At 68.1% G+C, this 22,131-nt stretch carries 20 protein-coding genes and 5 pseudogenes; 13 read left to right on the top strand and 12 right to left on the bottom strand.

All coding sequences use genetic code 11. The features are described 5' to 3' along the window. Positions 1-9: 9 nt before the first annotated feature. Entirely contained in the window at positions 10-1,152 is a 1,143-nt protein-coding gene (locus tag AB0D27_RS35025) for an acetate/propionate family kinase (RefSeq protein ID WP_362516673.1), read from the top strand. A 778-nt stretch (positions 1,153-1,930) separates the two neighbouring features. Further along, complete coding sequence (locus AB0D27_RS35020; RefSeq protein WP_362516671.1) at positions 1,931-2,188, top strand: hypothetical protein; 258 nt, start codon at positions 1,931-1,933, stop codon at positions 2,186-2,188. Here the strand turns inward: AB0D27_RS35020 and AB0D27_RS35015 are convergent. From AB0D27_RS35015 to AB0D27_RS35000, 4 genes are all read right to left on the bottom strand, one after another. Continuing rightward, on the bottom strand, positions 2,158-3,444 hold the full coding sequence (locus AB0D27_RS35015) for a phospholipase D-like domain-containing protein (protein WP_362516669.1): 1,287 nt from the start codon (positions 3,442-3,444) through the stop codon (positions 2,158-2,160). The two genes, AB0D27_RS35020 and AB0D27_RS35015, sit on opposite strands and share 31 nt — an antisense overlap. A gap of 613 nt (positions 3,445-4,057) precedes the next feature. Then, positions 4,058-4,363, bottom strand: a complete 306-nt coding sequence (locus tag AB0D27_RS35010; protein ID WP_362516668.1) for a PRC-barrel domain containing protein — start codon at positions 4,361-4,363, stop codon at positions 4,058-4,060. Positions 4,364-4,682: 319 nt separating this feature from the next. Beyond that, positions 4,683-4,967 (bottom strand): ATP-binding protein, encoded by a 285-nt coding sequence (locus AB0D27_RS35005; RefSeq protein WP_362516666.1) that lies wholly within the window; start codon positions 4,965-4,967, stop codon positions 4,683-4,685. Positions 4,968-5,017: 50 nt separating this feature from the next. Further along, entirely contained in the window at positions 5,018-5,248 is a 231-nt protein-coding gene (locus tag AB0D27_RS35000) for a hypothetical protein (RefSeq protein WP_362516664.1), read from the bottom strand. Here AB0D27_RS35000 and AB0D27_RS34995 point away from each other — a divergent pair. Both AB0D27_RS34995 and AB0D27_RS34990 read left to right on the top strand, forming a co-directional pair. After that, positions 5,150-5,473, top strand: a complete 324-nt coding sequence (locus tag AB0D27_RS34995) for a sigma factor-like helix-turn-helix DNA-binding protein (RefSeq protein WP_362516693.1) — start codon at positions 5,150-5,152, stop codon at positions 5,471-5,473. The genes AB0D27_RS35000 and AB0D27_RS34995 overlap by 99 nt on opposite strands. A 1,139-nt stretch (positions 5,474-6,612) precedes the next feature. Next, positions 6,613-7,815, top strand: a complete 1,203-nt coding sequence (locus AB0D27_RS34990) for a CapA family protein (protein WP_362516662.1) — start codon at positions 6,613-6,615, stop codon at positions 7,813-7,815. 320 nt (positions 7,816-8,135) lie between these two features. Here AB0D27_RS34990 and AB0D27_RS34985 read toward each other — a convergent pair whose 3' ends face one another. The 3 genes and pseudogenes from AB0D27_RS34985 to AB0D27_RS34975 all read right to left on the bottom strand — a co-directional run. Beyond that, positions 8,136-8,351: a DUF5133 domain-containing protein gene (locus AB0D27_RS34985; RefSeq protein ID WP_362516660.1), complete on the bottom strand. Its 216-nt coding sequence runs from the start codon at positions 8,349-8,351 to the stop codon at positions 8,136-8,138. A gap of 492 nt (positions 8,352-8,843) precedes the next feature. Beyond that, positions 8,844-9,629: a VOC family protein gene (locus AB0D27_RS34980; RefSeq protein ID WP_362516658.1), complete on the bottom strand. Its 786-nt coding sequence runs from the start codon at positions 9,627-9,629 to the stop codon at positions 8,844-8,846. A 174-nt stretch (positions 9,630-9,803) separates the two neighbouring features. Further along, positions 9,804-10,251, bottom strand: a pseudogene (locus AB0D27_RS34975) (carbonic anhydrase); the annotation flags it as partial. A 175-nt stretch (positions 10,252-10,426) separates the two neighbouring features. Here AB0D27_RS34975 and AB0D27_RS34970 point away from each other — a divergent pair. Then, a pseudogene (locus tag AB0D27_RS34970) lies at positions 10,427-10,558 on the top strand (DUF4235 domain-containing protein); the annotation flags it as partial. A 73-nt stretch (positions 10,559-10,631) separates the two neighbouring features. On the opposite strand, the gene AB0D27_RS34965 reads toward AB0D27_RS34970, so the two are convergent. The 4 genes from AB0D27_RS34965 to AB0D27_RS34950 form a co-directional block, all read right to left on the bottom strand. Then, on the bottom strand, positions 10,632-11,090 hold the full coding sequence (locus AB0D27_RS34965; RefSeq protein WP_362516656.1) for an SRPBCC family protein: 459 nt from the start codon (positions 11,088-11,090) through the stop codon (positions 10,632-10,634). A gap of 446 nt (positions 11,091-11,536) precedes the next feature. Beyond that, positions 11,537-12,115: an ANTAR domain-containing protein gene (locus AB0D27_RS34960; RefSeq protein WP_362516654.1), complete on the bottom strand. Its 579-nt coding sequence runs from the start codon at positions 12,113-12,115 to the stop codon at positions 11,537-11,539. Continuing rightward, positions 12,112-13,347, bottom strand: coding sequence for a glycosyltransferase (locus tag AB0D27_RS34955; RefSeq protein ID WP_362516653.1), 1,236 nt, complete (start codon positions 13,345-13,347; stop codon positions 12,112-12,114). The genes AB0D27_RS34960 and AB0D27_RS34955 overlap by 4 nt, the downstream gene beginning before the upstream one ends. 315 nt (positions 13,348-13,662) lie before the next feature. Then, positions 13,663-14,001, bottom strand: coding sequence for a hypothetical protein (locus AB0D27_RS34950; protein WP_362516651.1), 339 nt, complete (start codon positions 13,999-14,001; stop codon positions 13,663-13,665). A 447-nt stretch (positions 14,002-14,448) separates the two neighbouring features. Here AB0D27_RS34950 and AB0D27_RS34945 point away from each other — a divergent pair, with 447 nt between their 5' ends. The 8 genes and pseudogenes from AB0D27_RS34945 (at position 14,449) to AB0D27_RS34910 (ending at position 20,851) form a co-directional block, all read left to right on the top strand. After that, entirely contained in the window at positions 14,449-14,856 is a 408-nt protein-coding gene (locus AB0D27_RS34945; RefSeq protein WP_362516649.1) for a YciI family protein, read from the top strand. 8 nt (positions 14,857-14,864) lie between these two features. Further along, on the top strand, positions 14,865-16,010 hold the full coding sequence (locus tag AB0D27_RS34940; RefSeq protein WP_362516691.1) for a DUF6596 domain-containing protein: 1,146 nt from the start codon (positions 14,865-14,867) through the stop codon (positions 16,008-16,010). Positions 16,011-16,076: 66 nt separating this feature from the next. Continuing rightward, positions 16,077-16,234: pseudogene (locus AB0D27_RS34935) on the top strand (IS5/IS1182 family transposase); the annotation flags it as partial. A gap of 127 nt (positions 16,235-16,361) precedes the next feature. Next, a pseudogene (locus AB0D27_RS34930) lies at positions 16,362-16,673 on the top strand (IS5/IS1182 family transposase); the annotation flags it as partial. A 177-nt stretch (positions 16,674-16,850) separates the two neighbouring features. Continuing rightward, positions 16,851-17,036, top strand: coding sequence for a hypothetical protein (locus tag AB0D27_RS34925; RefSeq protein ID WP_362516648.1), 186 nt, complete (start codon positions 16,851-16,853; stop codon positions 17,034-17,036). Next, positions 17,033-18,064 carry an ABC transporter permease gene (locus tag AB0D27_RS34920; RefSeq protein WP_362516646.1) on the top strand — a complete coding sequence of 344 codons (1,032 nt, stop codon included), beginning with the start codon at positions 17,033-17,035 and terminating at the stop codon, positions 18,062-18,064. The genes AB0D27_RS34925 and AB0D27_RS34920 overlap by 4 nt, the downstream gene beginning before the upstream one ends. A gap of 109 nt (positions 18,065-18,173) precedes the next feature. Beyond that, entirely contained in the window at positions 18,174-19,169 is a 996-nt protein-coding gene (locus tag AB0D27_RS34915; protein WP_362516644.1) for a sugar ABC transporter substrate-binding protein, read from the top strand. Between the two features lie 143 nt (positions 19,170-19,312). Next, positions 19,313-20,851 (top strand): sugar ABC transporter ATP-binding protein, encoded by a 1,539-nt coding sequence (locus AB0D27_RS34910; RefSeq protein ID WP_362516642.1) that lies wholly within the window; start codon positions 19,313-19,315, stop codon positions 20,849-20,851. 993 nt (positions 20,852-21,844) lie between these two features. Here AB0D27_RS34910 and AB0D27_RS34905 read toward each other — a convergent pair. After that, positions 21,845-22,131: pseudogene (locus AB0D27_RS34905) on the bottom strand (ATP-binding protein); the annotation flags it as partial.

Below are 22,131 nucleotides of genomic sequence, written 5' to 3'. Positions count from 1 at the left end.
AGGTGTGTGATGAGTGCTGACCGCTCCCACGAGAGCCTTGATGGTCACGTACTGGTCCTCGATGCCGGCTCTTCGAGCCTTCACATCGCTCTGTTCGCGGCGGACGGTGAACGGGTGGCGGATCGAGACGCCTCGGAGCCCCCGGGGCCTGCTGCGGCGGCGGAACTGCGGAACTTCCTCAGCGAGGTGCCCGCTCCTGCGGCGGTTGGTCACCGCATCGTCCACAGCGGTCCGCACCTGACTGGACATACGCTCATCGACGCACGCGTACGGGCTCTGCTGGCGGACGTCGCCGATCTCGCGCCGCTGCACGTGACCCCTGCCCTGCCTGTGGTTGATGCCGCACGAGAACTCCTGCCCGACGTTCCTCATGTCGCCTGCTTCGACACTGTCTTTCACAAGGATCTGCCGGCACAGGCGCGTACGTACGCCGTGCCGGAGCGATGGCGAGCCGAATACGGGTTGCGCCGGTACGGCTTCCACGGGCTTTCCTACTCGTGGGCACTGCAGAGGACGGCGCAGGCCCTGGGCCGACCCGTCGACAACCTCCAGGTCGTGCTCATGCACTTGGGCGGCGGCTGCTCGGCCTGCGCCGTCCGGAACGGACGCAGCGTGGACACCACCATGGGCCTCACTCCGCTGGAAGGCCTGGTGATGAGCCGGCGCAGCGGCAGCCTCGACCCCGGCGCGGTGCTGTGGCTGCAGCGGCGGCACGGTCTGAGCACGGACGAATTGGATGACACACTCCACCGGCATTCCGGTCTGCTCGGACTCTCCGGTACTTCGGGAGACACCCGAGACCTGGTGCGCGCCCGCGCGCAGGGTGATGCCGCGGCCGCGTTGGCGCTGGCGACGTTCACACTCAGCTGCCGCAGGGGCATCGCCTCGATGGCCGCCTCGCTGGACCGGCTGGACGCGCTGGTCTTCACCGGGGAGATCGGCGAAGACCAACCCGAGGTACGCGAGGAGATCTGCTCGGCCCTGACTGTTCTCGGTGTACGAGGCGGGCTGCTCGTCCCCGAACTGGAAGATTTGATGCGGGAAGGCCTCCGACGCATCGATCAGGCGGGGAGAGGCGTCCCGGTCCTCGTGGTCGCAACCGGCGAGACACAGCAGATCGCCGCCGAGACCCGACGGGTGCTCGGCATGTGACTGGCCAAGGCAACTGCCGGCACATCCACACTCGCCTGGCCCGCGTAAAGAACCGGCCTCCTGTACCAGGACAGCACGGGGGAGTGGCGACGTCTGGTCCTGTACGCCGCCCCCGTCTGGTCACGGGGCTCGAGGGCCACTGGCCCGCATCAGAGCTCCGTACCGCCCCTTCGATGCCCTTAATTAGGGCACCCTGCGCCGCCAGAAGACACCAACCGTTCCCAGCAGCCGAACCCGGCGCCGGCACCGGCTCCTGGGCCCCCCGGGGGACGGCCGCGATGACCAAGTAGAAGAACGAGCTGGGCCGGAGGAGAAGAAGCAGCCGCGCGAGCTGAGCAAGCGGCTGCGAGCGGCAGCGCGCCGCCGATTCGCCGCCGGGCAGTCCCGCCGCCCCGCCCCCGGCAGAGCCGCATCGGCAGCCGGGGGGAGAGCCGCCACCCGCCCCGCCACCCGCTCCCTTTCCCGTCTGCGGCACTCCGGCGCGTCGCTGTGGTGACCGGTACGCGCACCGGTGCGCACCGCGACGGATGGTGAACCGCAGTGTGCGCACCGGATGCGCGTACCTGCGCACCGCCCAGGCCGGGATGCGCACCGCACCACACGGCGGTGGTGCGCTCGGAGTGCGCATCGAGGGCCCGGCGCGGGGCGACGGCCATCAGCTGGTCCGGGGTGTCCGCGACGTCCTCGTGGTCCTCGGTGAGGATCTGCGCGGCGAAGCCGATGACGGCGGGCGATGCCCTCCGCCGCGCCCGTCCCGTCCTGCTGCCAGGAGTGCAGGGTGTCCAGGAACGGGGTGCCGAACGCCTCCAGGGCGAAGGAGTCCTCGCACGGGCTGCTGTCCTCGGGGCCTGCGGTTCAGGTCGTTGATCAGCAGGTTGCGTTGGTCCTGGACGGCCAGGATGTGGCCGGCGGCGAGAAAGAAGCTGAGCCGGTCGTGCGCTCCTGTCATCTGCTTGAGGATGCCCTGGAGAGGCGCGTGCTGATGCTGACGGCCGCCGTCGGTCGTCAACCGCCGCAGGCAGAGCGGATTTTGTAGAACGTGCTCAGGTACCTCGAGTGGTAGGACGCGCTGACGATCCGTACAAGCGCCTCGTCGGCCGAGCGCAACGACGACCCGGTCAGATTGGCGCTGCCCGTGTAGACACGCGGTGTGGTGTCGCCGTCGTAGTCGCCGTCGATCAGGATCTGCTTGTTGTGCGGGCGGACATCGATTCCCAGGCCGTTGGGAATGCGGCATCTGCGGTGCTGGATGCCGGCGGCGTTCAGCTTGGTGGTGATCGTGCTGTCGCTCTCGGCGTAGAGGATGTCGATCCAGCAGCCCCTGCCGCGCAGCTGGGCCAACTTGTCGGCGACCTGGGCGCGCGAGCCGTGGAAGGTGTACATCACGATGCGGATGTCACTCTGGTGCCGTAGCCCGTCCGTGCCGGTGTAGGCGCAGCTGATCGCGTTCAGCGCATTGACGACGGTGTCGGTGGCCGGGTTGTAGTACGAGCTGTCACCATGCGGGAAGAAGAAGCCCCGGTAGGTCGAGCCGGTCGGGGTGGAGAAGTACACCCTGTTGTTGCCGCCTGCGAGCGTGCGGCCCTTGCGGAGCAACTCGTGGTACGAGGCATAGCCGTCGTACACGGCGCTGTTCGTGAACGTGACAGCGTCGTTGAACGATTCAACCTTGTACCAGTTGGAGAGGTTCGAGGAGGTCTGGAAGACGACTTTCGAGTAGCTGGTGCCGTCGTCGAAGGGCCCGATGTTCGAGAAGATGAAGAACTTGTTGTGGTTGTAGGCCGGTTGGGGTGGGTCAACGCTCAGGCAGCCGCGCTGGACGTCGTCCACGCCGTCGTTGTCCTCGAACCTGTCGTCGCAGACGACGATCCAGGAGCGTGCGGCGTCATTGGTTCCGAGTCCGGTCCTGAGGGACTGGAAGGCCGGGTTCGCGTACTCGGCGCCGTCATTGCCGACGTAGGTCGTGTCGTCGACGATGAGCTTGACGTTGACGCCGCGCCGGTGGGCTGCGAGCAACGCGTTGGCGACCTCCTGATCCCGGAACTCGTACATCGAGCCCCGGACCTGCGCCCCGGCGGGTGTCGCGTCGATCAGCCGGACGAGCTGAGTGAAGACGGTCTTCTGCTGCGCCGCTGTGCCCAGAGGGTCATTGAATACGGGCCCGTTCACGATCGGCTTGGCCAGCGCGGCGGCCGGTGCCGCGCTGCCGAGGAGGAGGGCGGCCACCAGGGACAGGACAGCCGCGACGGTGGGCGGCACCGTACGGATGTACCAGGCCAGATGCGGGCGCACAGTCGAACAGGCCCACCGCCGCCTTCCTGGAGGTGACGGGCGATTCGGGCACGAATCCCTCGGTCGGCCGGCGAGGGACACGGCGTGGGTACGCAGAAAGATCACGGTAGCGAGCTTTCCTTGCCGCCCCCGGAGGTTCCTGACCGGACGTCAAGTTCATCCGGACAGCGCACAGCAAGAAGCCCACACTCCTTGGAACGACGGCGAATCGGATACGTCCCGGACGCGACGCGTGTCTGATCACGAACGTGAAGAAGCCTCTTCGTGGCATGCCAGGCCCCTGCGCCGTGTCCGCTGCGTTTTGGAGCTCCGGACCGGTACTCACAGAGGGGCTCAGGAACTTCGTCCTGCAATGTGAACGAATGTCTTCACCATTGAGCTGCCCGTGCCGATCCACCAACGGCTCACCGTGGAGGCCACGCCTCGATCACCACCTCGCGCTGCAGGTTCACCGCCATGCCGGGGGCAGGGGTACACCTTCTCCGGCCCGGTCACAGTCCACCTCCGCCCTACTGCGGCAGTGCCATCGGCCGCTTTCGCATTCACGGCCGGATTGCACCGCTAGCCACTGCATGCCACAGCCGTTGAGCATGCCGGGCGACGAGAGAGTGTGTCAGGGGGCGGCACGCAAGCCGAGAGAGCGGTAGTAGTCGGCGACGGCCAACAGGTATGCGGGATCGGTCGTCTCGCTGTCCGTCGCGAACTGGGGTGCGGCTTTGATCTCATCCCGGCTGCGTGCGACGGTGACGACCTGCGTGTCGGTGTCGACGCGGGTGACGGTTCCGGCAGGGATGAGGACGCTCTTGCCGAACACCCACACGCCCGTGTCAACGACGAGGTGCTGCATGCCGGGCTCGTCCCGTTGCCGGTCCACACGCCCGATGACGCCGTCGCTCGCCTCGACGGAAAACCCCGCCATTGACTGCTCCTGCGGGTAGGCGCTTCCCGGTGCGTATTCCCAGATATTGTTCACGATCTCGGTAGCCCTTCTTTGGGAGCGCCAGCAGGCGCTGCAACAGTTGTCCCATGGTGCCTCATCGGTGCCTCAGGCCAGCGTCGTGTTCGTCCGAATACCTCTCCTCAGCACTTCAAGCCAGGGGCACTCTGCGTTTTTGAAGCACGTCGGGTAGACCGGTTTTCCGTGAGCGGTGCGATTCCTCTCGACGATTCTTCAATTCCTCCTCTGCCCCGATGTCGGGGCTCGGAGGGGCAGGGATTGGCATTGGCGCGATGTGAGGCTATCGGGGCATGAGAGCACAGACCGCCTTGCCGCCAGGGAACCTGACCACGGTGACGGCCGTGGCCAAGCGGCGGACCATCGGCCAACCGAACTCCCCGTCCTGTGCGTTCCCGGGCCTGCGGGCGGGATCGGAGTCCAGTACCGCCACTTCGATCGCATCCGAGTGCGCGTACAGGTTCAGCACCCAAGTGGTGCCGCGGGCGTGTCTGACCGCATTGGGGACGGCATTGGTGACGAGTTCGGAGACGGCATGCACGACGTCGCGAGCGGCGTAGTTGTCCACCGCAGGAACTTGTCCCTCGGAAACTGCTAGGCGCAGGTCGCGGCCAATGACTACAGCTCCGCCTCCCTCGACGCAGCCATCAGCGGCGATGGCGACGACAGCGATACCGCCTGGCCGACTTCGTCGGCGCAGAGGACCAGGCGACGGAGCTCGTCGAGAACTTCCACGCACTCGCCCCGCTCATCACTCGCGAGCGTGACCGGCACATCCTGCATCTGCGGTTCTTCGAAGAACTCACCCAGGCGCAGATCGGTGAGCGCCTCGGCGTCTCCCAGATGCACCTCTCCCGTCTGGTTCCCGCATCCTGGGCCGCCTGCGCGCCGGAATGCTCACTGCTCACTGGCAGCGACTGCTGCCCATCAGCTGCCTCCCGGTCGCCGTCCCCCGGCATCGGTGGCGGTGCTGTGGGCGCCGCCGGCATTCCGCGACTTGAGCGCGTCCGGCACGGCGCCCGGAACAGGCCGCTCGCGAGAGCGGTCTGCTGGAGGAGAGGCGCGAAAGGGTGATGGCTCCGCTGCCGGCCCAGACAGCGAGCCTGCCGTTCGCTCCGGGCCCGATGGCCCTGTTGGCCACGGCCGGGTCGCCCGGTCGGCGTATTCCAGGCCGCCAAGTGGAGGACACAGCGGTTTGATGGACGTGTACCCGCCTCAGTGCTGGCGAAGGCACACGGCCGAGGCCCTCCCAATGGGTGGGCAAAGGAGGGCCGACGGATGTACGAAATGCACGCCGAGTGTGATCCTGCAATCCCGGGCAGTGTCCTTGTGTGGCATGCAGTCGCCAAGGGGAGGGCCCACGCAATGTGCGGACGGATCCTGGGCGACGCCGGGCGAGCCAATTTTTCCGCGAGGGCGGAGGATACGGCCCAATACTGCCCATCCTGCATGGGCGCCGTACGGGAGGCGATGGCTGCGGTCGCCGACCGGTGATATCCGCACCCTGTCCGCTCCAATCAAGGGGGCCGCAATCCCCACCCTCCCCGCCTGCGGAGCGCAGGCGGGGAGGGTTGCGAATTCGATAAACAGCACGGTCGCACAGTCATTGTCGAGCCTGGCCCGGCGGAGCCTGACCGCGGTTGACTACGGCCTACGTGAAAGCATGTGCGCGTCCGGCGAATCTAGGTCGAGGGGTCCTGATCCTGATCCGAATTCACGAGACCGACTATTCCTCCGGCATCTCCCCGCCCGTCAGCTCGAAACGCGAACCGAATACGCACCTGCGCCACCCCCAACCGTGGCTGCGGGCCGCAGCTATGGAGAGAAGCCGGGACTATTGAGGTTGAACGCGTAGTGTCGTAAGGGCTGACGGCGCTCCTGCTCCGCGCGGTATCACCGGGGACGCGGTATCCACAGGGTGGCGGGCTGACCGCCGATCGTGGGCTCTGGCTCTGTAACGTCACGCAGATGCCAGGAGGGACTGCAGGGCAGCGCTCCCGTCACGGTTTATCCGGCCCGTCGTCTTGTCTTTCACGTTGTCTGCGGGACCGGTTGGGATGCCGCCTTGACGGACCCTACGCCCGCCCGCTCGGCTCGCGGCCGGTGCCGCGAGGCGGCGCGGACGGCGTCGAACGCGAACGGGAACGTCGTCGGGAACACGCCGGTGGATGACCCTGCGTGAAGGATGGGTGCCTGCTTCGTAGCATGAGCCGATGATCACGTCCGGCGGACAGTGTCCTCAGCAGCGGCGCGACCGGCAGAAGGCGGTGCGCCGGCACCGCCTGTTCGCCCTCGGCCTGGTCGGGACCGGTGTGGTGGTCGTTGCGGCGTTCGTGTTCCGTGTCGGCTCCGAGGGCCCAGCCTCCAGCGGCTCCGAGGGCGCAGCCTCCATCGGCTCCGCCCAGGCCGCCCCACGGACGACCGGGATCACGGCGTCCGGTGCACCGGCGCCGCCGCGCCCTACAGGCAACGTGCGGATCGCTGCCGTGGGGGACGTCGTGATGGGCTCGCTGCCGGACGACCTGCCGCCGGATGGCGGCGCCTCATTCTTCGCCCCTGTCGACGACCTGCTCGCCGGCGATGTGGTGCTCGGGAACCTGGAGGGCACACTCGCCACCGGCGGCTCCAGCAAGTGCGACGACAACGACAGCCCGAACTGCTTCGCGTTCCGCGCCCCGCCGTCCTACGGACGCTGGTTGAGGAAGGCCGGGTTCACGGCCATGAACGTGGCGAATAATCACGTCGACGACTTCGGGGCGGAGGGGCGGCGCGAGACGTTCGCCGCCCTGCGCTCCGTGAACCTGCCGTTCACCGGCCGCCTGGGCCAGATCACCATCCAGCGGGTACGCGGCATTCGGGTCGCACTGATTGGGTTCGCTCCCGACCGAGGGTCGAACGACCTCACGAACATCCCCGCCGCAAAGCGACTCACCGCCCGCGCCGCAAGGATGGCGGACATCGTGATCGTCACGATGCACGCCGGCGCGGAAGGCTCGGACCGCACCCACGTAGAACCCGGCACCGAGTACTTCCTCGGCGAGAACCGCGGCGACAGCTACCGCTTCAGCCGTGCGGTGATCGACGCCGGCGCCGACCTCGTCGTGGGCAGCGGCCCGCACGTCATGCGGGGAATGGAGTTCTACAAGGGCCGACTGATCGCCTACAGCCTGGGCAACTTCACCGGCTACAAGGTGCTCAGCCTCGGCGGCACACTCTCAACCAGCGGCGTGCTGCAAGCCACACTCCGCGCCGACGGCACCTACGTGTCCGGGCGCCTGCGCCCGACCCAGATCGTGGAGCCCGGCACGCCGGAGCTGGGCGGCGAGGCAATCGACCTCGTCTCCAGCGTGTCGGAGGAGGACTTCGGCTCGCACGCCGCCCACATCTCGGCGGACGGGACGATCGAGCGCCCGTAGTTGGGCGCCGTAGACGGCTACCTCGTCGAGACCGGCTTGAGCATCAGACCCGCATGACCTGCCGCGACACCACGGTTTCAACCTAAGCAACCACAGGACACCAGTGCCCCGCACGTCACCACGGCCGACGACGACCGCCATTGGGCGGTGTCACGGCGTCGTCAATCAGTCCTGTCAGCCTGGTCGTGAAGAAGCGGGGAAGCCCGACCTCAGCCATATGTTTCGTCGGTTCGCGTCATTGCAGTGGTTTTGCATGGGTGTGTCAGGAATCGACGCCTCGGGCCATGCGCTCCCAGCGTCTAGCCTGACCGTTCAGCGATCTAGTGGCTGCTGCCGTGCATGGCTTCGGCCAGCTGATCGCGGGCAACATGCAGCGCCGTCTCCAGCCGGCGGGTGCCCGTGAGCACGCACAGCGTGTACGTCACGTCATCAAGCTGCCGCGCGGTTTCCGCGCTCCCGTCGGACGCCAAGCGCCCCCTGAGCGTCTCGCACCGCTCGACCAGCTCCCGCAGGAGCGAAAGATGCGCCAACACCATGGTGGCCGCCTCCTTCCTCGCCCGTCCGGACCCTCACCCTTCACTCATACGGTCGCAGCCGTCGGTGCCCGCCGCATCTCCGGGTCATTTTTGATCACATTCGTGATCAGTACCGCCGCGATGGCGGCGTGACGCGCCCTGGCCTGCGCGGCTGTAGCCCAACGCCTCGCCCTGGCCAAGAATGTCCGTGGCGTCGCGGACCATCCATCGGGTGCTCGGGCAGCACGCGGCCCGCGGCCCGTGGTCCTTCCTGGACTTCGACGGCCGGGATCCGAGGGGAGGGTGTCTTTCCGCCAACAACTTGATGGCCGACACATGCGAAGGAGCACCCGCTTGGACTGCTCAAGGCCTCTGTCTGCCCGGCCACAGCCCGGCAGGTTCGCGGGCCCGGTCCGACGCCGGAGCGGATTCGGTACCGGTGACACCGGGCAGCGTGTCATCGGTACCGCTGACACAGGGCACGCGTGTCGCACAATCAACGCGCACGGCGGCTCAGGAGTCCTGGCCGGTGACGATGAATACAGCTCCTTCGGGATCGCTCAAGGTCGCCAGCTCGCCTTTGGCTGTGCGGCTGTGCCCGATGACGGAGCCTCCGCTGCGGCGGGCCGCCGCGATCGTGGCGGCGACGTCGTGGACCGGGAAGTGGACATACCAGCGGGGCCGGATTGTGGGGTCGGGTACGGATTCGACCGCGCCGGAACTGATGCGGGCGACGACATGCCCTTCCTGGCGCACGACGACCTCTTCGCTTTCGTAGGCGACCTGGCAGCACCCCGGCCGACGGCCGGCCCACTCGAGTACCTGGCCGTAGAAGATCGCGGCGTCGAGGGCATCCCGTGTTCTGAGCCGCAGCCAGACGGGGGCTTGGCTGCGCCACCTTGGCCAGTCGGAGACGAGCTGTCCCTGCCAGATGCCGAAGACGGCGCCGTCCCGGTCCGCGGCCAGGGCACCTCGGCCGATGGGGAAGGTGAGGGGCCCGACCGCGAGGGTGGCGCCACGCTCACGGATACGGGCGGCCGTCTCGTTGGCGCTGGTGACGGCGAAGAACGGAGTCCATGCGGCGGCCACTTGCAGAGCGGGCGCTACGGCCCCGATTCCGACGAGTGGGCCGCCCCCGACAAGGGCGGTGGCGAATTCGGCTCCGAGCCGGGCCGGGCGAAAGTGCCAGCCCAGGACGGACCCGTAGAAAGCCTGTGCGCCCAGCAGGTCGCGCGTCAGAAGACTGATCCAGCAGGGTGCACCGAAGACGTCATGCGTCGTTGTCGTATCTCTGGCCATTACAGCCAGTATCCCGCCCCCTCGCACTTATCACCGGGAACCTGACGGGTAAAGAAAGGCCGCGTGGCAACCGGGCAATGGAGGTGGGCGGCCCGGTAGTCGATACCCCCGGCCAGGTGGTGCAGTGAATGAGCGGAGGCTGTGAAGCATCGCGACGCGGAGCTGACGGGCAGGGCCCGCGGCGCGGGCGGCCAGCACGCTGGGCGTGACCTGCTCGATGACGTCGCGCACGTACCCGCTCACGATCATCCCTCCTCCAGGGCGGCGTGGGTGGCCGCGACCGCGACGTACGCGTCGTGGCGCAGCACCACCAGGGGGCAGTCCAGCACACGCTCACCCCGTACTCGCTGCTGCCCAGTACCTCCGGCCCCCAGCACGTGGCCCGCGTTGCGGACCACGAGCAGGTCACCATCACCCAGCCCCGGTCGAAGATGATCTCGGCGGCCAGCCGTGAATCGGAGCAGCCGAAGAGCCTCGCGAACGGGTGCTGGACCGGTGCGATCTCGGCGCGGCGTGCGGAGTCTTGGTTCGGGTGCTGCGGCGCTCCTGCGACGAACCGCTGGTCGCTGGCCAGCAGCGTCTCCAAGGCTTCACGGGGAGTCAGTATCGAGGTGTCAGTCATGGCCGTACACGAGCGGCGGCGGGGCGAGCCCGGTTCTGGTGGAGAATCTCGGCGCCTCGTCGTTACGGCATCTCCGAGCGGGCCGCCGGGCTGCGTGCGCGAGGCTGCCTCGGCGGCGCGCCGCGGTCTGGTGCGTGCTGGGAGACGAGGAATGCGCCGCCAATACGCCCCCATCGACGAAGACCGCACCTGGCTGGAGGTTCTTCCTGCCGCCACGCTCCAGGGCGCCACCTTCGCCGCGGTCAAGTCGGCCGTCGACCGAGCCGGTGCCACCGACGCCCGTAGCCTGACAGGGACCCGGCCCGGCTGTGAGCCGGTACAGCAACGGCTCCCGACCGGGCCGGGTCCCTGTGGGGATGAATGCGCTTGGCAATGGGGTCTCATCCAGGGGTGACACGGCCGCGCCACGAGCCGGATTCGCCGCCGCGCTGCTCGATGTACTCCTTGAAGCGCCGCATGTCGCCCTTGACGCGCCGGTCGATCGTCCCGGTCATGTCCGCGGCCTTCTCCGCCGCACCGCTCGGTTCTACATCCATCACGAGTTCTACGCGGGTGTGCGTGTTGTCCAGGCTCTGGAAGCGGACCATGCCCATCTGCTTGGTGTCTCCGCCGATGGTGCGCCAGGCGATCCGTTCGTCAGGGAGCTGGTCGACGATCTCTGTGTCGAACTCCCGCTGTATGCCACCGATTTTGGTGGTCCAGTGGTTGTGGATGTCATCGAGCTGTGTCACGTTCTCGACGCCTTCCATGAAGTTCGGGAACTCCGCGAATTGCGTCCACTGGTTGTACGCCGTGCGGACCGGCACGTCGACCTCGACCGATTCCTTTACCGTGCTCATGGCTGCGCCTTTCCATGCCCATCGCACGGACAGCGGGCCTGCCGTGCGGACGATGAGCCGAGTACCCGTCCTCGGCGTGATTACGGGCGCCTGCACCAATCCCGGGTCCCGCGGGGGCATGGCGCTCCTCGGTTGGAGGGTGGCAGCAACGTGCCGGGCGGCCCGTGGCCGAGGTTCGGGTAAGCAGGTCTCGGGTGCGGCAGGGGCAGCAGTCGGAAGGTACGCGCGGCTGCCTACTCGTCCCCTTCGGGCTGGGCCGGGGCACCGCGATGCTGTCCGCTGAGATGGCCGAAGCGCCGTCCGCGCGGCAAGTCATCGCCGTCACCGGCGCAATGGCGGACACACGCCAACGGCAAGGACCGACTCACGGGCGCGTCAGTCCGCCACCGCAGATGCCAGCTGCGCCTGCAGTTGCACCGGCAGCGGCTCCTGCCGCGTCGTCGCGACTACGGCTTCAGCCACGTCATGCAGCTGGTGTTGGTGCTCTGGGACACATCGACCAGGATCTCGCACCACGCATCGTCCTCGGTGCATGGCCAGACCGACATCAGCACACTTCGGGCGATGTCGATGACTGGCGGCCGCTCCAGCGCCTCCTGGAACTGCTCGGTCTCCTCACACAGCTCCTCCGCCTGTTCGGCAGTCGGCAGCTCCGATTTGTCGGACAGGGGTGGACGGGCCGGGCGTCGTGCGTCACTTGGAATCTCTACTCCATTGCGGCCGCGCAGGGGAATGGGCGCTGGGGAGGTCGTATGTCCGACGCTTTCCCGCCCCCGTCCCTCAGACAGACGCTGCAGCACATCCAGTGCGAGACCCCCACCTCCTGTGGCCACCACCCCCTGCGCCAGGGCACCGACGACCGGAAGCACCGAGTCGGCCTGCTCACCACTACTGACGTCCTTGACCAGATGGGGCAGCAGCGGGTGGTACCGAAGGGCATCGACGACGCCGGCCACCTCCGGCGGCAGCCCGAAGCGGGCGCTGTCGCCCGCCGGTCCCCGGCTCGACGTGTCCGAGGGGTTCACACGGACACGGGCGGCCTTTCCTGGCTGACTGCGTCGAGTAGCAGTTTCGCGGCCAGCGTCGCCCCGTCGGTGCGGATCGTGCCGGCCACCGCCCTCGCCCGCGCTCGGGTCTCGGAGGTCAGGGCCGTGGTGAGTGCGGCGGACAGAGAGTCGAAGGTCGGCATCGGGCCGTCGTGAGCCGAGCCGATGCCCAGCTGGGCCACCCGAGCGGCCCAGTACGGCTGGTCCGCGATCCGGGGGATCACCACCTGAGGCGCGCCGGCCCGGGCCGCCGTCGTCGTGGTGCCCGCGCCGCCGTGGTGCACTACGACGGCCACCCGGCGAAACAGCTCCTGCTGGTTGACCTCGCCGACGACGAAACAGTCGTCGGCGTCGTCGATCGGGGCCAGGTCCGCCCAGCCGCGGGCGAGGAGTACGCGGCGGCCTTGCGCACGGCTCGCTTCAATGGCCACTCGGGCGATGTCCTTCGGGGCGTGCGAGGCCATGCTGCCGAAGCCCACGTACACCGGTGGTGCGCCGGCGTCCAGGAACGCCTCCAGATCTTCCGGGAGCGGACGGTCGTCGGGCAGGATCCACGCCCCGGTCTGCACGATGTCGAGGTCCGTCATGCCCCGCGACGGACACAGCGTCGCGTCTGCCGCCAGCCACGGCTGGTCAGTGAGGACGTAGTCGCGGACGTTGTCCACCGGCGGCAGGCCGATCGCCGCCCGATGGCTGTTGAGCGCCTGGCCGTACAACGCGTTCACCCTCTGGGCGTCCTGCTCCCACAGCACCCGGTTGTCGGTCTCTTCCTGCGGGGACTGCTTGCCCGGCCGCGCCCCCGGGCGGAAGTGCCGCGACGGCAGTCCGGAGATGTGGAAGCACGCGAGCACATAGCGGATGCCCAATTTCTCGGCCACGTCCCGTGCACCGGCCGGCATCAGGCCGGTTGCCAGTAGCGCGTCACATCCCTCGGCCGCCGCGGTGAGCGTGTCGAACCGCGCGGCGACCAGCTCGGGGGCGAGCCGGAACGCGTCTTCCGCCGTCGGTGGCTTCGTGCCGGCGACCACCGAATGCACCGTCGGGCCGAGCGGCACCAGCGGCATGCCGGCACGCGCCAGCAGTGCCGCGAACTCCTCGTCCGGCGGCGCGCACACCCGCACCTCCGCACCGAGTTCCCGCAACGCCACCGCGAGTCCCGCCAGCGGTTCGACGTCCCCGCGCGACCCCCACGTCGACAACAACACACGCATTTGGCGACTCCCATTTCTGCAGGTTCTGGCTTTCGGCCGCCGATTCTGCGGTACAACCCGGGTCTTGCCGCAAGCCCCCCGGTGCGCTATAAGTTGAGATTGGCGAGGAGAGGGATCTCCTTGCCTTTGCTTTTTGTGGTCCGCTGCGGACGGACAGCCTCCTCGCGAAGCGGCGCACCGCCGCGTACGGCGGTACATCGGGCAGGAGGATCTCCCCTCGGCCGCCCGCCGTCTCAGAACTTCCGACACAGTGACGCGAGCCGCCTCCAGCAGATGAGCGCCCATCCAAGGCTGAGCAGAGCTTCGTACATGTCGTCACGGATCTCCCAGCGGACCCGCAGGCGGCAGAAGTGGTGCAGGAGCGAAGGCCACATCTGTGGGCACGGCCGCCACCGTGCGGCGGGTTGCATCCTGCACCCGCTCCTCGTCTGGCAGGCACAGTTCGCGGTCGAGTAGACGCCGAGTCGACCACGGAGTCGCAGCACCGGCCTGCTCAGCCCGTTGCCAGCCGTTCTCGCGCGGCACATCCGCCAGCAGCCCCCGGACGTAGGCGACCGCCGACGCGCCGGGCTCCGACCGCTCGAGAAAGCCTGCGACCTTCGGCCCGAGATCCTCCAGTTCCGCACCCCACCACGCCACCTGATCCGAAGTCACCGCAAGCCGATCATTGCAGGCAGCATGACCCAGGCGGCGAGTGCCGCAGCGGCACCAAGGGAGACCCGGCATGACTGACTACTGTCCGTACCGCATCACGGGCAGAAGAGTGGACCTGATCCTGATCTGGCGACCCGGAGAGGACGATGCCCCACGCCGAGCAACTCCTCGGTCCGAGCGCACCACAACGCGCCAGGACCACACGTTTAGTGACGCATGCGAAGCCTTCTCTTGATTCAGTTGCTGGGTTGCTGCTGATCTTGGAAAGGCTCGCTCCGTTCCGCCCTCGCGCCACGCCGTGGACCCGGACACCGCGAGACGGCTCGCCCAGGCTCATCTGCGAGAGCCAAAAAAGAATCGGACGGCGATGTCGAGAACCTGTGACTGGCTCCGTCCCCGCAATGAACGCGACCACAATGGGTCGCACCAGCATCGAGGAGAAACACGATGGCCAAGTATTTGCTGCTCAAGCACTACCGCGGCGCTCCGGCTTCGGTCAACGACGTGCCGATGGACCAGTGGACGCCGGAGGAGATCTCGGCCCACGTGCAGTACATGCAGGACTTCGCGGCCCGGCTCGAGAAGACCGGCGAGTTCGTCGACAGTCAGGCGCTCGCCCCCGAGGGGACGTGGGTCCGGTACGACGGTGAGGGGCGCCCGCCGGTCACCGACGGCCCGTTCGCCGAGACCAAGGATCTCATCGCCGGCTGGATGGTGATCGACGTCGACAGCTACGAGCGCGCCGTCGAGCTGGCCGGGGAACTGTCGGCCGAGCCTGGGGCGGGCGGGAAGCCGATCCACGAGTGGCTCGAGCTGCGCCCGTTCCTGGGCGCGTCGCCCACCATCACGGAGTGACCCCTGAGGTGAACGAGGTCCTGCTCCGGAGCCTCACGCCGAGCGTGCTCGCCATCCTCGTCCGCCGCGGAGCCGACTTCGCGGCGGCCGAGGACGCCGTGCAGGACGCGCTGGTCGAGGCGGTCCGCGTCTGGCCGGCCGACCCCCCGCGGGATGCGAAGGGCTGGCTGGTCACCGTGGCCTGGCGCCGGTTCCTCGACGCGATGCGGGCGGATGCCGCCCGCCGTCGGCGTGAGGACCGCCTCGACGAGGAGCCGACGCCCGGGCCCGCGCCCGCGGGGGACGACACGCTCCAGCTCTACTTCCTGTGCGCCCACCCGTCGCTGACGCCGTCGTCCGCGGTCGCGCTCACGCTGCGCGCCGTCGGCGGGCTGACCACCCGCCAGATCGCCCAGGCCTACCTGGTGCCCGAGGCGACCATGGCGCAACGCATCAGCCGGGCCAAGCGCACCGTCTCCGGCGTGCGGTTCGACCAGCCCGGCGACGTCGCCACCGTGCTGCGCGTCCTCTATCTGGTCTTCAACGAGGGCTACTCCGGCGACGTCGACCTCGCCGCCGAGGCCATCCGGCTCACCCGGCAGCTCGCGGCCGCGATCGACCACCCCGAGGTGGCGGGGCTGCTCGCCCTCATGCTGCTCCACCACGCCCGACGCGCCGCCCGCACCACGCCCGACGGCAGCCTGGTGCCGCTCGCCGAGCAGGACCGCGGCCGGTGGGACACCGAGTCGATCGCCGAGGGCGTCGAGATCCTTCAGGCGGCCCTCGCCCGCGACCGGCTGGGCGAGTTCCAGGCCCAGGCCGCCATTGCGGCACTCCACGCCGATGCGCCCACCGCCGAGGAGACCGACTGGGTGCAGATCGTCGAGTGGTACGACGAGCTCGCGCGCCTGACCGACAACCCCATCGTCCGGCTCAACCGCGCAGTGGCCGTCGGCGAGGCCGACGGACCGCGCGCCGGCCTGGCGGCGCTCGCGGCGCTGGACGCCTCACTGCCTCGCCACGCCGCGGTGGCGGCGTACCTCCACGAGCGCGACGGCGACCTGGCGACGGCGGCACGGTTGTACGCAGAGGCGGCCCAAAAGGCACCCAACCTCGCCGAGCGCGACCACCTGACGCGCCAGGCCGCCCGGCTCAACGCCCGCCGGTGTCGCTGACGGGTCGCGCTCGGATTTCCTGCGGCACTTGGCGCGGCCCCCCGTGGCCAGAGCGGTCGCCTCACACAACTCACACGTCCGAGGCCCGTGGACTGGAGTAAGCCGGGTTCCAGGATGTACGTCTTGTCGGACGCGAACGGACTCTGCCCGTGGTCGTCGGCGTCTCGGCCGCCAACGTTCATGACAGCGAAGGCCTGAAGCCGATGGTGGAGGGCCACCAAACGATTCCCAATGGGATTGTCAAGGCGGGCTGGTGACACGCAGCCACACCCAGCATCCCTAGGCCCTCCGATCCTACGAGTGACCGGAATCAACCTCGTCAACAACGTAGAAGACCCGACCTTCACCGCCGGCCGCTGCTTCAAGCTCCAGCGCCTGCATGCGGACAAGGCCTACGACATCCCTCACCTGCAAAAAAGGTTACGCGGCAGGCACGTTGGCGTGCACATCGCCCGCAAGGGCATCGAGTCCAGCGAATGATCGGGCGCCGCAGATGGGGATCAAGCGAACCGTCTCCTGGCTGTGCGGCTGTCGCAGAGTCAGCCCCCGCTACGAACGCCACCCCGCAACTCCCTGGCCCTTCTCGGCCCTGCCGCGGCCCTGTGGTGCTTCAAGCGACTCCTCGAAAACACCGTGTCGGACACGGTCTCGTCAGGCGGTTGACATCACCTAGCCCTTGACTCATGCTCTCTCTCAACTGGTCATGACCAGACACTACCAGCCGCGAAAAGTCGGCCGGACTACACCGTTCGGGACGGCACGGTGGGGCCCTCCGCAACGGGCTCGCCGCTCAAAGCCGCTGGGCAGTCCCGAAGTCTAAGAGAGGCAGGGGTGTTGGAAATGCGAATAGGTCTCATCGGCGCGGGCGCTCTGGGCGCCCTCCACGCGGTGAACCTTGCGGCGGTGCCGGACTGCCGGTTGCCGGCTGTCGCGTCGGAGCAGGTCTCGCCCGCCGCTCTGCAGGCCGTCCGCTCCACAGGCGCCGACACGTTGGGCATTGAGAACCAGAAGGACGGCTCGGCATGAAGAGCAGTGCAAACAGAAGCGGCATCCTGAGGCGCTTCGGTCTCTGGCTGGTGTTCGCACTCGTCACCAGCGTGCTGATGGTCGTATCCCCGACGTTCCGTTCCTCGGTCAACCTGGAAAACATCCTGGAGCAGAACGCCATCATCGGCATCGTCGCCTGCGGCATGGCTGTCATGATGATCTCCGGTGGTTTTGACCTGTCCGTCGGAGCCGTTGGAGCCACCGCATCGGTCGTAGGGGCAGTCGTCGCCAGCCGCGGCCACGGCGCCGTCGTGACCATCGGCGCCGGTCTCCTCGCGGGCATCGCGGTCGGTGCCGCCAACGGCGTCCTGATCGCGAAGGTCCGTATCAACGCCTTCGTCGCCACCTTCGCCATGGCCAGTATCGTCTCCGGCCTGCTGTTCGTCGCTACCGGCGCCGAGTCCAAGCAGGGCGCGACGTCCCTGCTGGAGAGCGCCGCCAACGCGCGAGTCCTCGGCATCCCGGTGATCTTCGCCGTCTTCATCTGCTGCCTGCTTGCGGTGTGGTTCCTGCTGACCCGCACCAGGTACGGGCACTACATCTACAGCGTCGGCGGCAACGCCGAGGCCAGCCACCTCTCGGGCGTCCCCGTACAGCGCGTGCAGATCTTCGCCTTCGCCATGGGCGGCCTGCTGGCCGCAGGTGCGGGCCTGTTGCTCCTCGGCCAGACGCTCGTCGGGCAGCCCTCGGCCGCGGCCGACTGGCCCCTGGAGGCCATCGCCATCTGTGTGGTGGGCGGCATCGCCTTGACCGGCGGCGTCGGGCGCATCGAGGACGTTCTCGCTGCGACCCTCCTCCTCGGCGTCATCTCCAACGGCCTCAACCAGCTCAACGTCTCGCCCTATTGGAAGCCCACCGTCACCGGACTGGTGATCCTCATGGCCGTCGTCATCGACCGCTACAGCCGACTCCACAACGGCGCCGGGCGGCGCGGCAGCAGGAACTCCCCTACCGCTGCCGCGCCTGGCGCGCCCACCACCCCACTGACCCCGTCGGCCTCGACCTGACCGCCGACTGGCACGTCCCATGCGCGGTGCACGCGCTCAGGACACGCACAAATCCGCACACAACCAAGTCCTCCGCGGACTTCCGCACGAGACGCCCCAAGGGAGCACCATGTCCGCATCCATCCCCGCCCGCACGTTCAGACGTGGCCTGGCCGCCGCGACCGCCGTTGCGTCGCTGACCGTGTTCACGGCCGCCTGTGGCGACAGCGGCAGCACCGATGCCGGCGGCGAGAACAAGACCTTCACCATCGGTCTCGCCAACGCCGACACCACGATCCCCTTCCTCGCCTCGATGAACTCCGCCTTCGAGGCCGAGGCGAAGCGGCTCGGTATGAAGACCGTCACCCTCAACGGCGGCCTCGACAACGCCAAGCAGGCCGCCAACGTAGAGACCCTGGTGGCCCGTCATGTGGACCTGATCCTGGTGTGCTCCTCCAGCCCGACCGCCGTCATCCCTGCCATCAAGCAGGCCAACCGCGCCGGCATACCGGTGATGGCACTCAACGCTCAGCTCAGCCCCGGCGCCGACCTGGTGACGTACATCGGAGCCTCGGACTTCCAGTACGGACAGGGCGAGGGCAAGCTCATCGTTCAGGCGCTGCCCAAGGGCGGGAAGATCGCGATCGAGCTCGGACCGCTCGGCGACACGCCGCAGGTCGAGCGGCTCAAGGGCATCAAGGACGTCCTGAAGAGCCACCACGACATCAAGATCGTTGCCACGCCGGTCGACAACTTCAAGAACAGCGAAAACCTGTCCGTGACCCAGGACTTGCTCTCGAAGTACCCCAAGGGGAAGCTGGACGCCATCGTCGCCGAGGGGCCCGAGATGTACGTCGGCGCCCAGTACGCCCGGAAGGTCGGACGCAACGAGATCCGCTTCATAGCAGGCGACTACTCCAAGCAGGTCGAGGCCGCCATCACGTCCGGCGCCCTCTACGGCACCGTCAACCAGAGCCCCGTCCTCGAAGGCAAGCTCGGTGCCCAGTACGCCAAGTACTGGCTGACCGGCCAGAAGGACAAGGTCAAGCAGCCCAACTACTACATCCCGCTGCCACTGATCACCAAGGACAACGTGGACGCCGACCCCGCCGAGTGGAGCGGCTGACCTGAATGCCCTGCGCGCCTGCCGGCACGCACCGCAGGCGCGCCGGGCGGACCTCCCTGCCCTCCGGCCAACCGGGCCGATCTCCCACCGCGGAATCTCCGCCCACTTCAGATACGCCAGCGCAAACAGAGGAATGAGTGTCCATGCCCAGCGACATCAGGCTCCAGCTCTCGGGCGTAACCAAACGGTTCGGTCCTGTCACGGTGCTCGATCACGTCGACTTCCAGGTGCGCGCCGGACAGGTCCACGGACTCATTGGACAGAACGGTGCAGGAAAATCGACCCTGGTGAAGACGCTGGCCGGCCTGTACCCGGACCACGACGGCGTGATCACCGTCGACGGCAAGCTCGCGACGCTGGGCAGCCCACGCCAGTCCAGGGCGGAGGGAATCGCTGTCATCCACCAGGAGTTCAGCCTGGTGTCCGAGATGACCATTGCCGAGAACCTCCTGCTCGGACAGGAGCCCGGACGGTGGCGCTACAGCCGACGGGCAGTCCACCGCCGGGCCGAGGGCCTGGTCGAGCAAGTCGGCATCGAGATCGGCGAGAGTCTCGACGCGAGCGTCGGCACGCTCAGTCCGGCCATCCGGCAACGCATCGAGATCGTGAAAGCCCTCGCGGACGATGTGAAGGTACTCGTCATGGACGAGCCGACCGCCCGCCTGTCCGAGGCGGAACGGCAGTCCCTGTTCCGCGTCGTGCGCGAACTGGCCGACGGCGGCGTGGGGCTGGTCTTCATCTCCCACTTCCTCGAGGAGGTCCAGGAGGTGACCGACTGGCTCACGGTGATGCGCAACGGCAAAGCCATCGCCTCGGAGCCGACAAAGTCCCTATCGGTGGTCCAGATGGCCGAGCTGATGCTGGGGGAGAAGTTCAAACGGACCTTGGACGAGGAAGTCGCCTCCCACCACGCCGACGACCGGCAGCCCGTCGTCCTGGAGGCGGATTCGGTGAGCTGCGGACCCCGCCTGCGCGACGTCACCATCAGCCTGCGGGCGGGAGAGATCATGGGCGTGGCCGGGCTCGTAGGCTCCGGCCGGACCAGGCTCTGCAGGGTCCTCAGCGGTGCCGAAAAGCCCACGAGCGGACGCCTTCGCCTCCGCGGCAACCAGGTGACCTTCACGACCCCGCGCCAGGCCATCACCCACGGCGTTGCACTCATACCGGAGGACCGCAAACACCAAGGACTGAGCCTGTCCGCACCACTGACGTGGAACCTGTGTCTCATGGCCATGCACCGCCGACTGGGCCGCTGGGGCGTCGTACCACGGGGCACCGTCCGGCGCCTGAGCACCCGCCTCGTCGAGGACCTGGAAATCTCCCCGGGCGACATCGACGCCAACGCCGCGACACTCAGCGGCGGCAACCAGCAAAAGGTCGTCCTCGGCAAGACGTTCGCCGCCGATCCCGACGTGCTCGTCATCGATCAGCCCACCGCCGGCGTCGACATCGGCACCAAGGCACAGATCCACCGTCTGCTGCGCGAACGCGCCGACGCCGGCGCCGCCGTCCTCGTCGTCTCGGACGACTTGGAAGAGCTGTACGCGCTCGGCGACCGCTTCCACGTCCTACGACAAGGACGAACTGTCTGGCAGGGCACCTCGGCCGACGTCACCCGCGAGCAACTTATTCAGCTCATCTCCTCAGGCTCTCCGTTCACCGTGGACGAGGAACCACGTTGACGATCGAAGAGCTGCAACGTTTGAAGTCGAGGGCTGGTAATCACCGGCCCTCTTCGCACCTCTACGGTGACACGTTCCACACCACGCTCGACGCGGTACGACTGTGAGGATGACTGGGTGCCTCGGGGCGGCGTCTGACCGAGGTACGACCGGCATCGCTGCCTTGAGTTTGATCCGCTGACCCCTGACCCCTGACCGCTGACCGCTGACCGGGGCGGCGCGTGCTGCCACCGGACCGGTGGGCGTGCGCCTGTCCGGGCCACCGCAGCTGACGAGTCTTCGGCGGTCACGGTCCGCACCGAGCTGCTGGACCGCTATGGCGTCGCCCGGATACCGCGGTTGCGTGGGGTGACAGCGGCCGCCGACGACAATCCGGAGGGTACGGGCAGCGAAGCCTCATGCGCCGCGCCGCGCTGCGCGGTGTCGGCCCGGTCTAGGCATCATCAGGCAAAACCCAGCACCGCTGGCTCGACCGCTGGACGAGGCGAAGAGCCCAAGGCCGACCACCTCTTGGCCGGGCACACCGATGTGCAAGTAGCGATACCCATCTGTCGCCAGGTCGTGCGAGACAGAGAGACCGAGAACGCCGCGGTAGAAAGCCAGCACCGCCTGGGGGCGTCAACCAGGACCACCACACGGCCAACGTCGAGAACCGACACCCTTCCACGACTTGGGTTTGGCGTGCGGGTCGTCGGGCGGTGAACGCTGCTGGTCAGCCGAGACCCAGGGGGGTTTCGAGCCACTCGATCGCCCTGATGATGATGTCGGTCCAGGGCCAGCGGTGGGCGAATCTCAGATGCCGCCGACGTGCGGTGGTGACCAGCTGAACGGCGGCCGAGAACGGCCCGTGCTGGCTTCACGGATGAGTAGTGGCGCCGTTTGGGAACGGGTTTTGGTCCCACTTGCGGGCGGGGCAGGCGGTGTGGCCGGCCGGCAGCGAGTCGACCGCCAGGGGCGGAGAAGGCTAGCCGGTGGCCTGTTGGCTCGGATCTGGGCAAGGCGGCAGGAGTCGGTGCCGGTCTCGATGATGTTGCTGCCGAAGGTGAGACGGTCGGCGATGGCGCCGCAGAGCCGGGGATCGGTGAAAGTCTTGGTCCAGCCGGAGAAAAACTCGTTCGAGGCGATGGCCACGCTGTTCTTCTCCTTGCGTTCGGTCAGAACCTGGAAGAGGAGTTCGGCACCGCAGCGGTCCAGTTCCCTGTGTTGGGTCGGGGACGGGACGCCGTGCACCGTTTCCGGTGCCGGTTTTCCCGTCCCCGCCCGCCGAACCCGCCGTGCGA

The sequence above is a fragment of the Streptomyces sp. NPDC048415 genome, from assembly GCF_040651675.1.
In the GTDB taxonomy this organism is placed as follows: Bacteria; Actinomycetota; Actinomycetes; order Streptomycetales; family Streptomycetaceae; genus Streptomyces.
The sequence above is the reverse complement of the archived record's forward strand: the minus strand, read 5'-3'. Positions and strand labels throughout refer to the sequence as shown.

What these genes read in the sequence shown, in the direction of transcription:
- AB0D27_RS34925 (WP_362516648.1), top strand. Translation starts at nt 16,851, where the DNA reads ATGCGAATAGGTCTCATCGGCGCGGGCGCTCTGGGCGCCCTCCACGCG.
- AB0D27_RS34945 (WP_362516649.1), top strand. Translation starts at nt 14,449, where the DNA reads ATGGCCAAGTATTTGCTGCTCAAGCACTACCGCGGCGCTCCGGCTTCG.
- AB0D27_RS34990 (WP_362516662.1), top strand. Translation starts at nt 6,613, where the DNA reads ATGATCACGTCCGGCGGACAGTGTCCTCAGCAGCGGCGCGACCGGCAG.
- AB0D27_RS34980 (WP_362516658.1), bottom strand. Translation starts at nt 9,629, where the DNA reads ATGGCCAGAGATACGACAACGACGCATGACGTCTTCGGTGCACCCTGC.
- AB0D27_RS34965 (WP_362516656.1), bottom strand. Translation starts at nt 11,090, where the DNA reads ATGAGCACGGTAAAGGAATCGGTCGAGGTCGACGTGCCGGTCCGCACG.
- AB0D27_RS34955 (WP_362516653.1), bottom strand. Translation starts at nt 13,347, where the DNA reads ATGCGTGTGTTGTTGTCGACGTGGGGGTCGCGCGGGGACGTCGAACCG.
- AB0D27_RS35010 (WP_362516668.1), bottom strand. Translation starts at nt 4,363, where the DNA reads ATGGCGGGGTTTTCCGTCGAGGCGAGCGACGGCGTCATCGGGCGTGTG.
- AB0D27_RS34915 (WP_362516644.1), top strand. Translation starts at nt 18,174, where the DNA reads ATGTCCGCATCCATCCCCGCCCGCACGTTCAGACGTGGCCTGGCCGCC.
- AB0D27_RS34985 (WP_362516660.1), bottom strand. Translation starts at nt 8,351, where the DNA reads ATGGTGTTGGCGCATCTTTCGCTCCTGCGGGAGCTGGTCGAGCGGTGC.
- AB0D27_RS34910 (WP_362516642.1), top strand. Translation starts at nt 19,313, where the DNA reads ATGCCCAGCGACATCAGGCTCCAGCTCTCGGGCGTAACCAAACGGTTC.
- AB0D27_RS35025 (WP_362516673.1), top strand. Translation starts at nt 10, where the DNA reads ATGAGTGCTGACCGCTCCCACGAGAGCCTTGATGGTCACGTACTGGTC.
- AB0D27_RS34920 (WP_362516646.1), top strand. Translation starts at nt 17,033, where the DNA reads ATGAAGAGCAGTGCAAACAGAAGCGGCATCCTGAGGCGCTTCGGTCTC.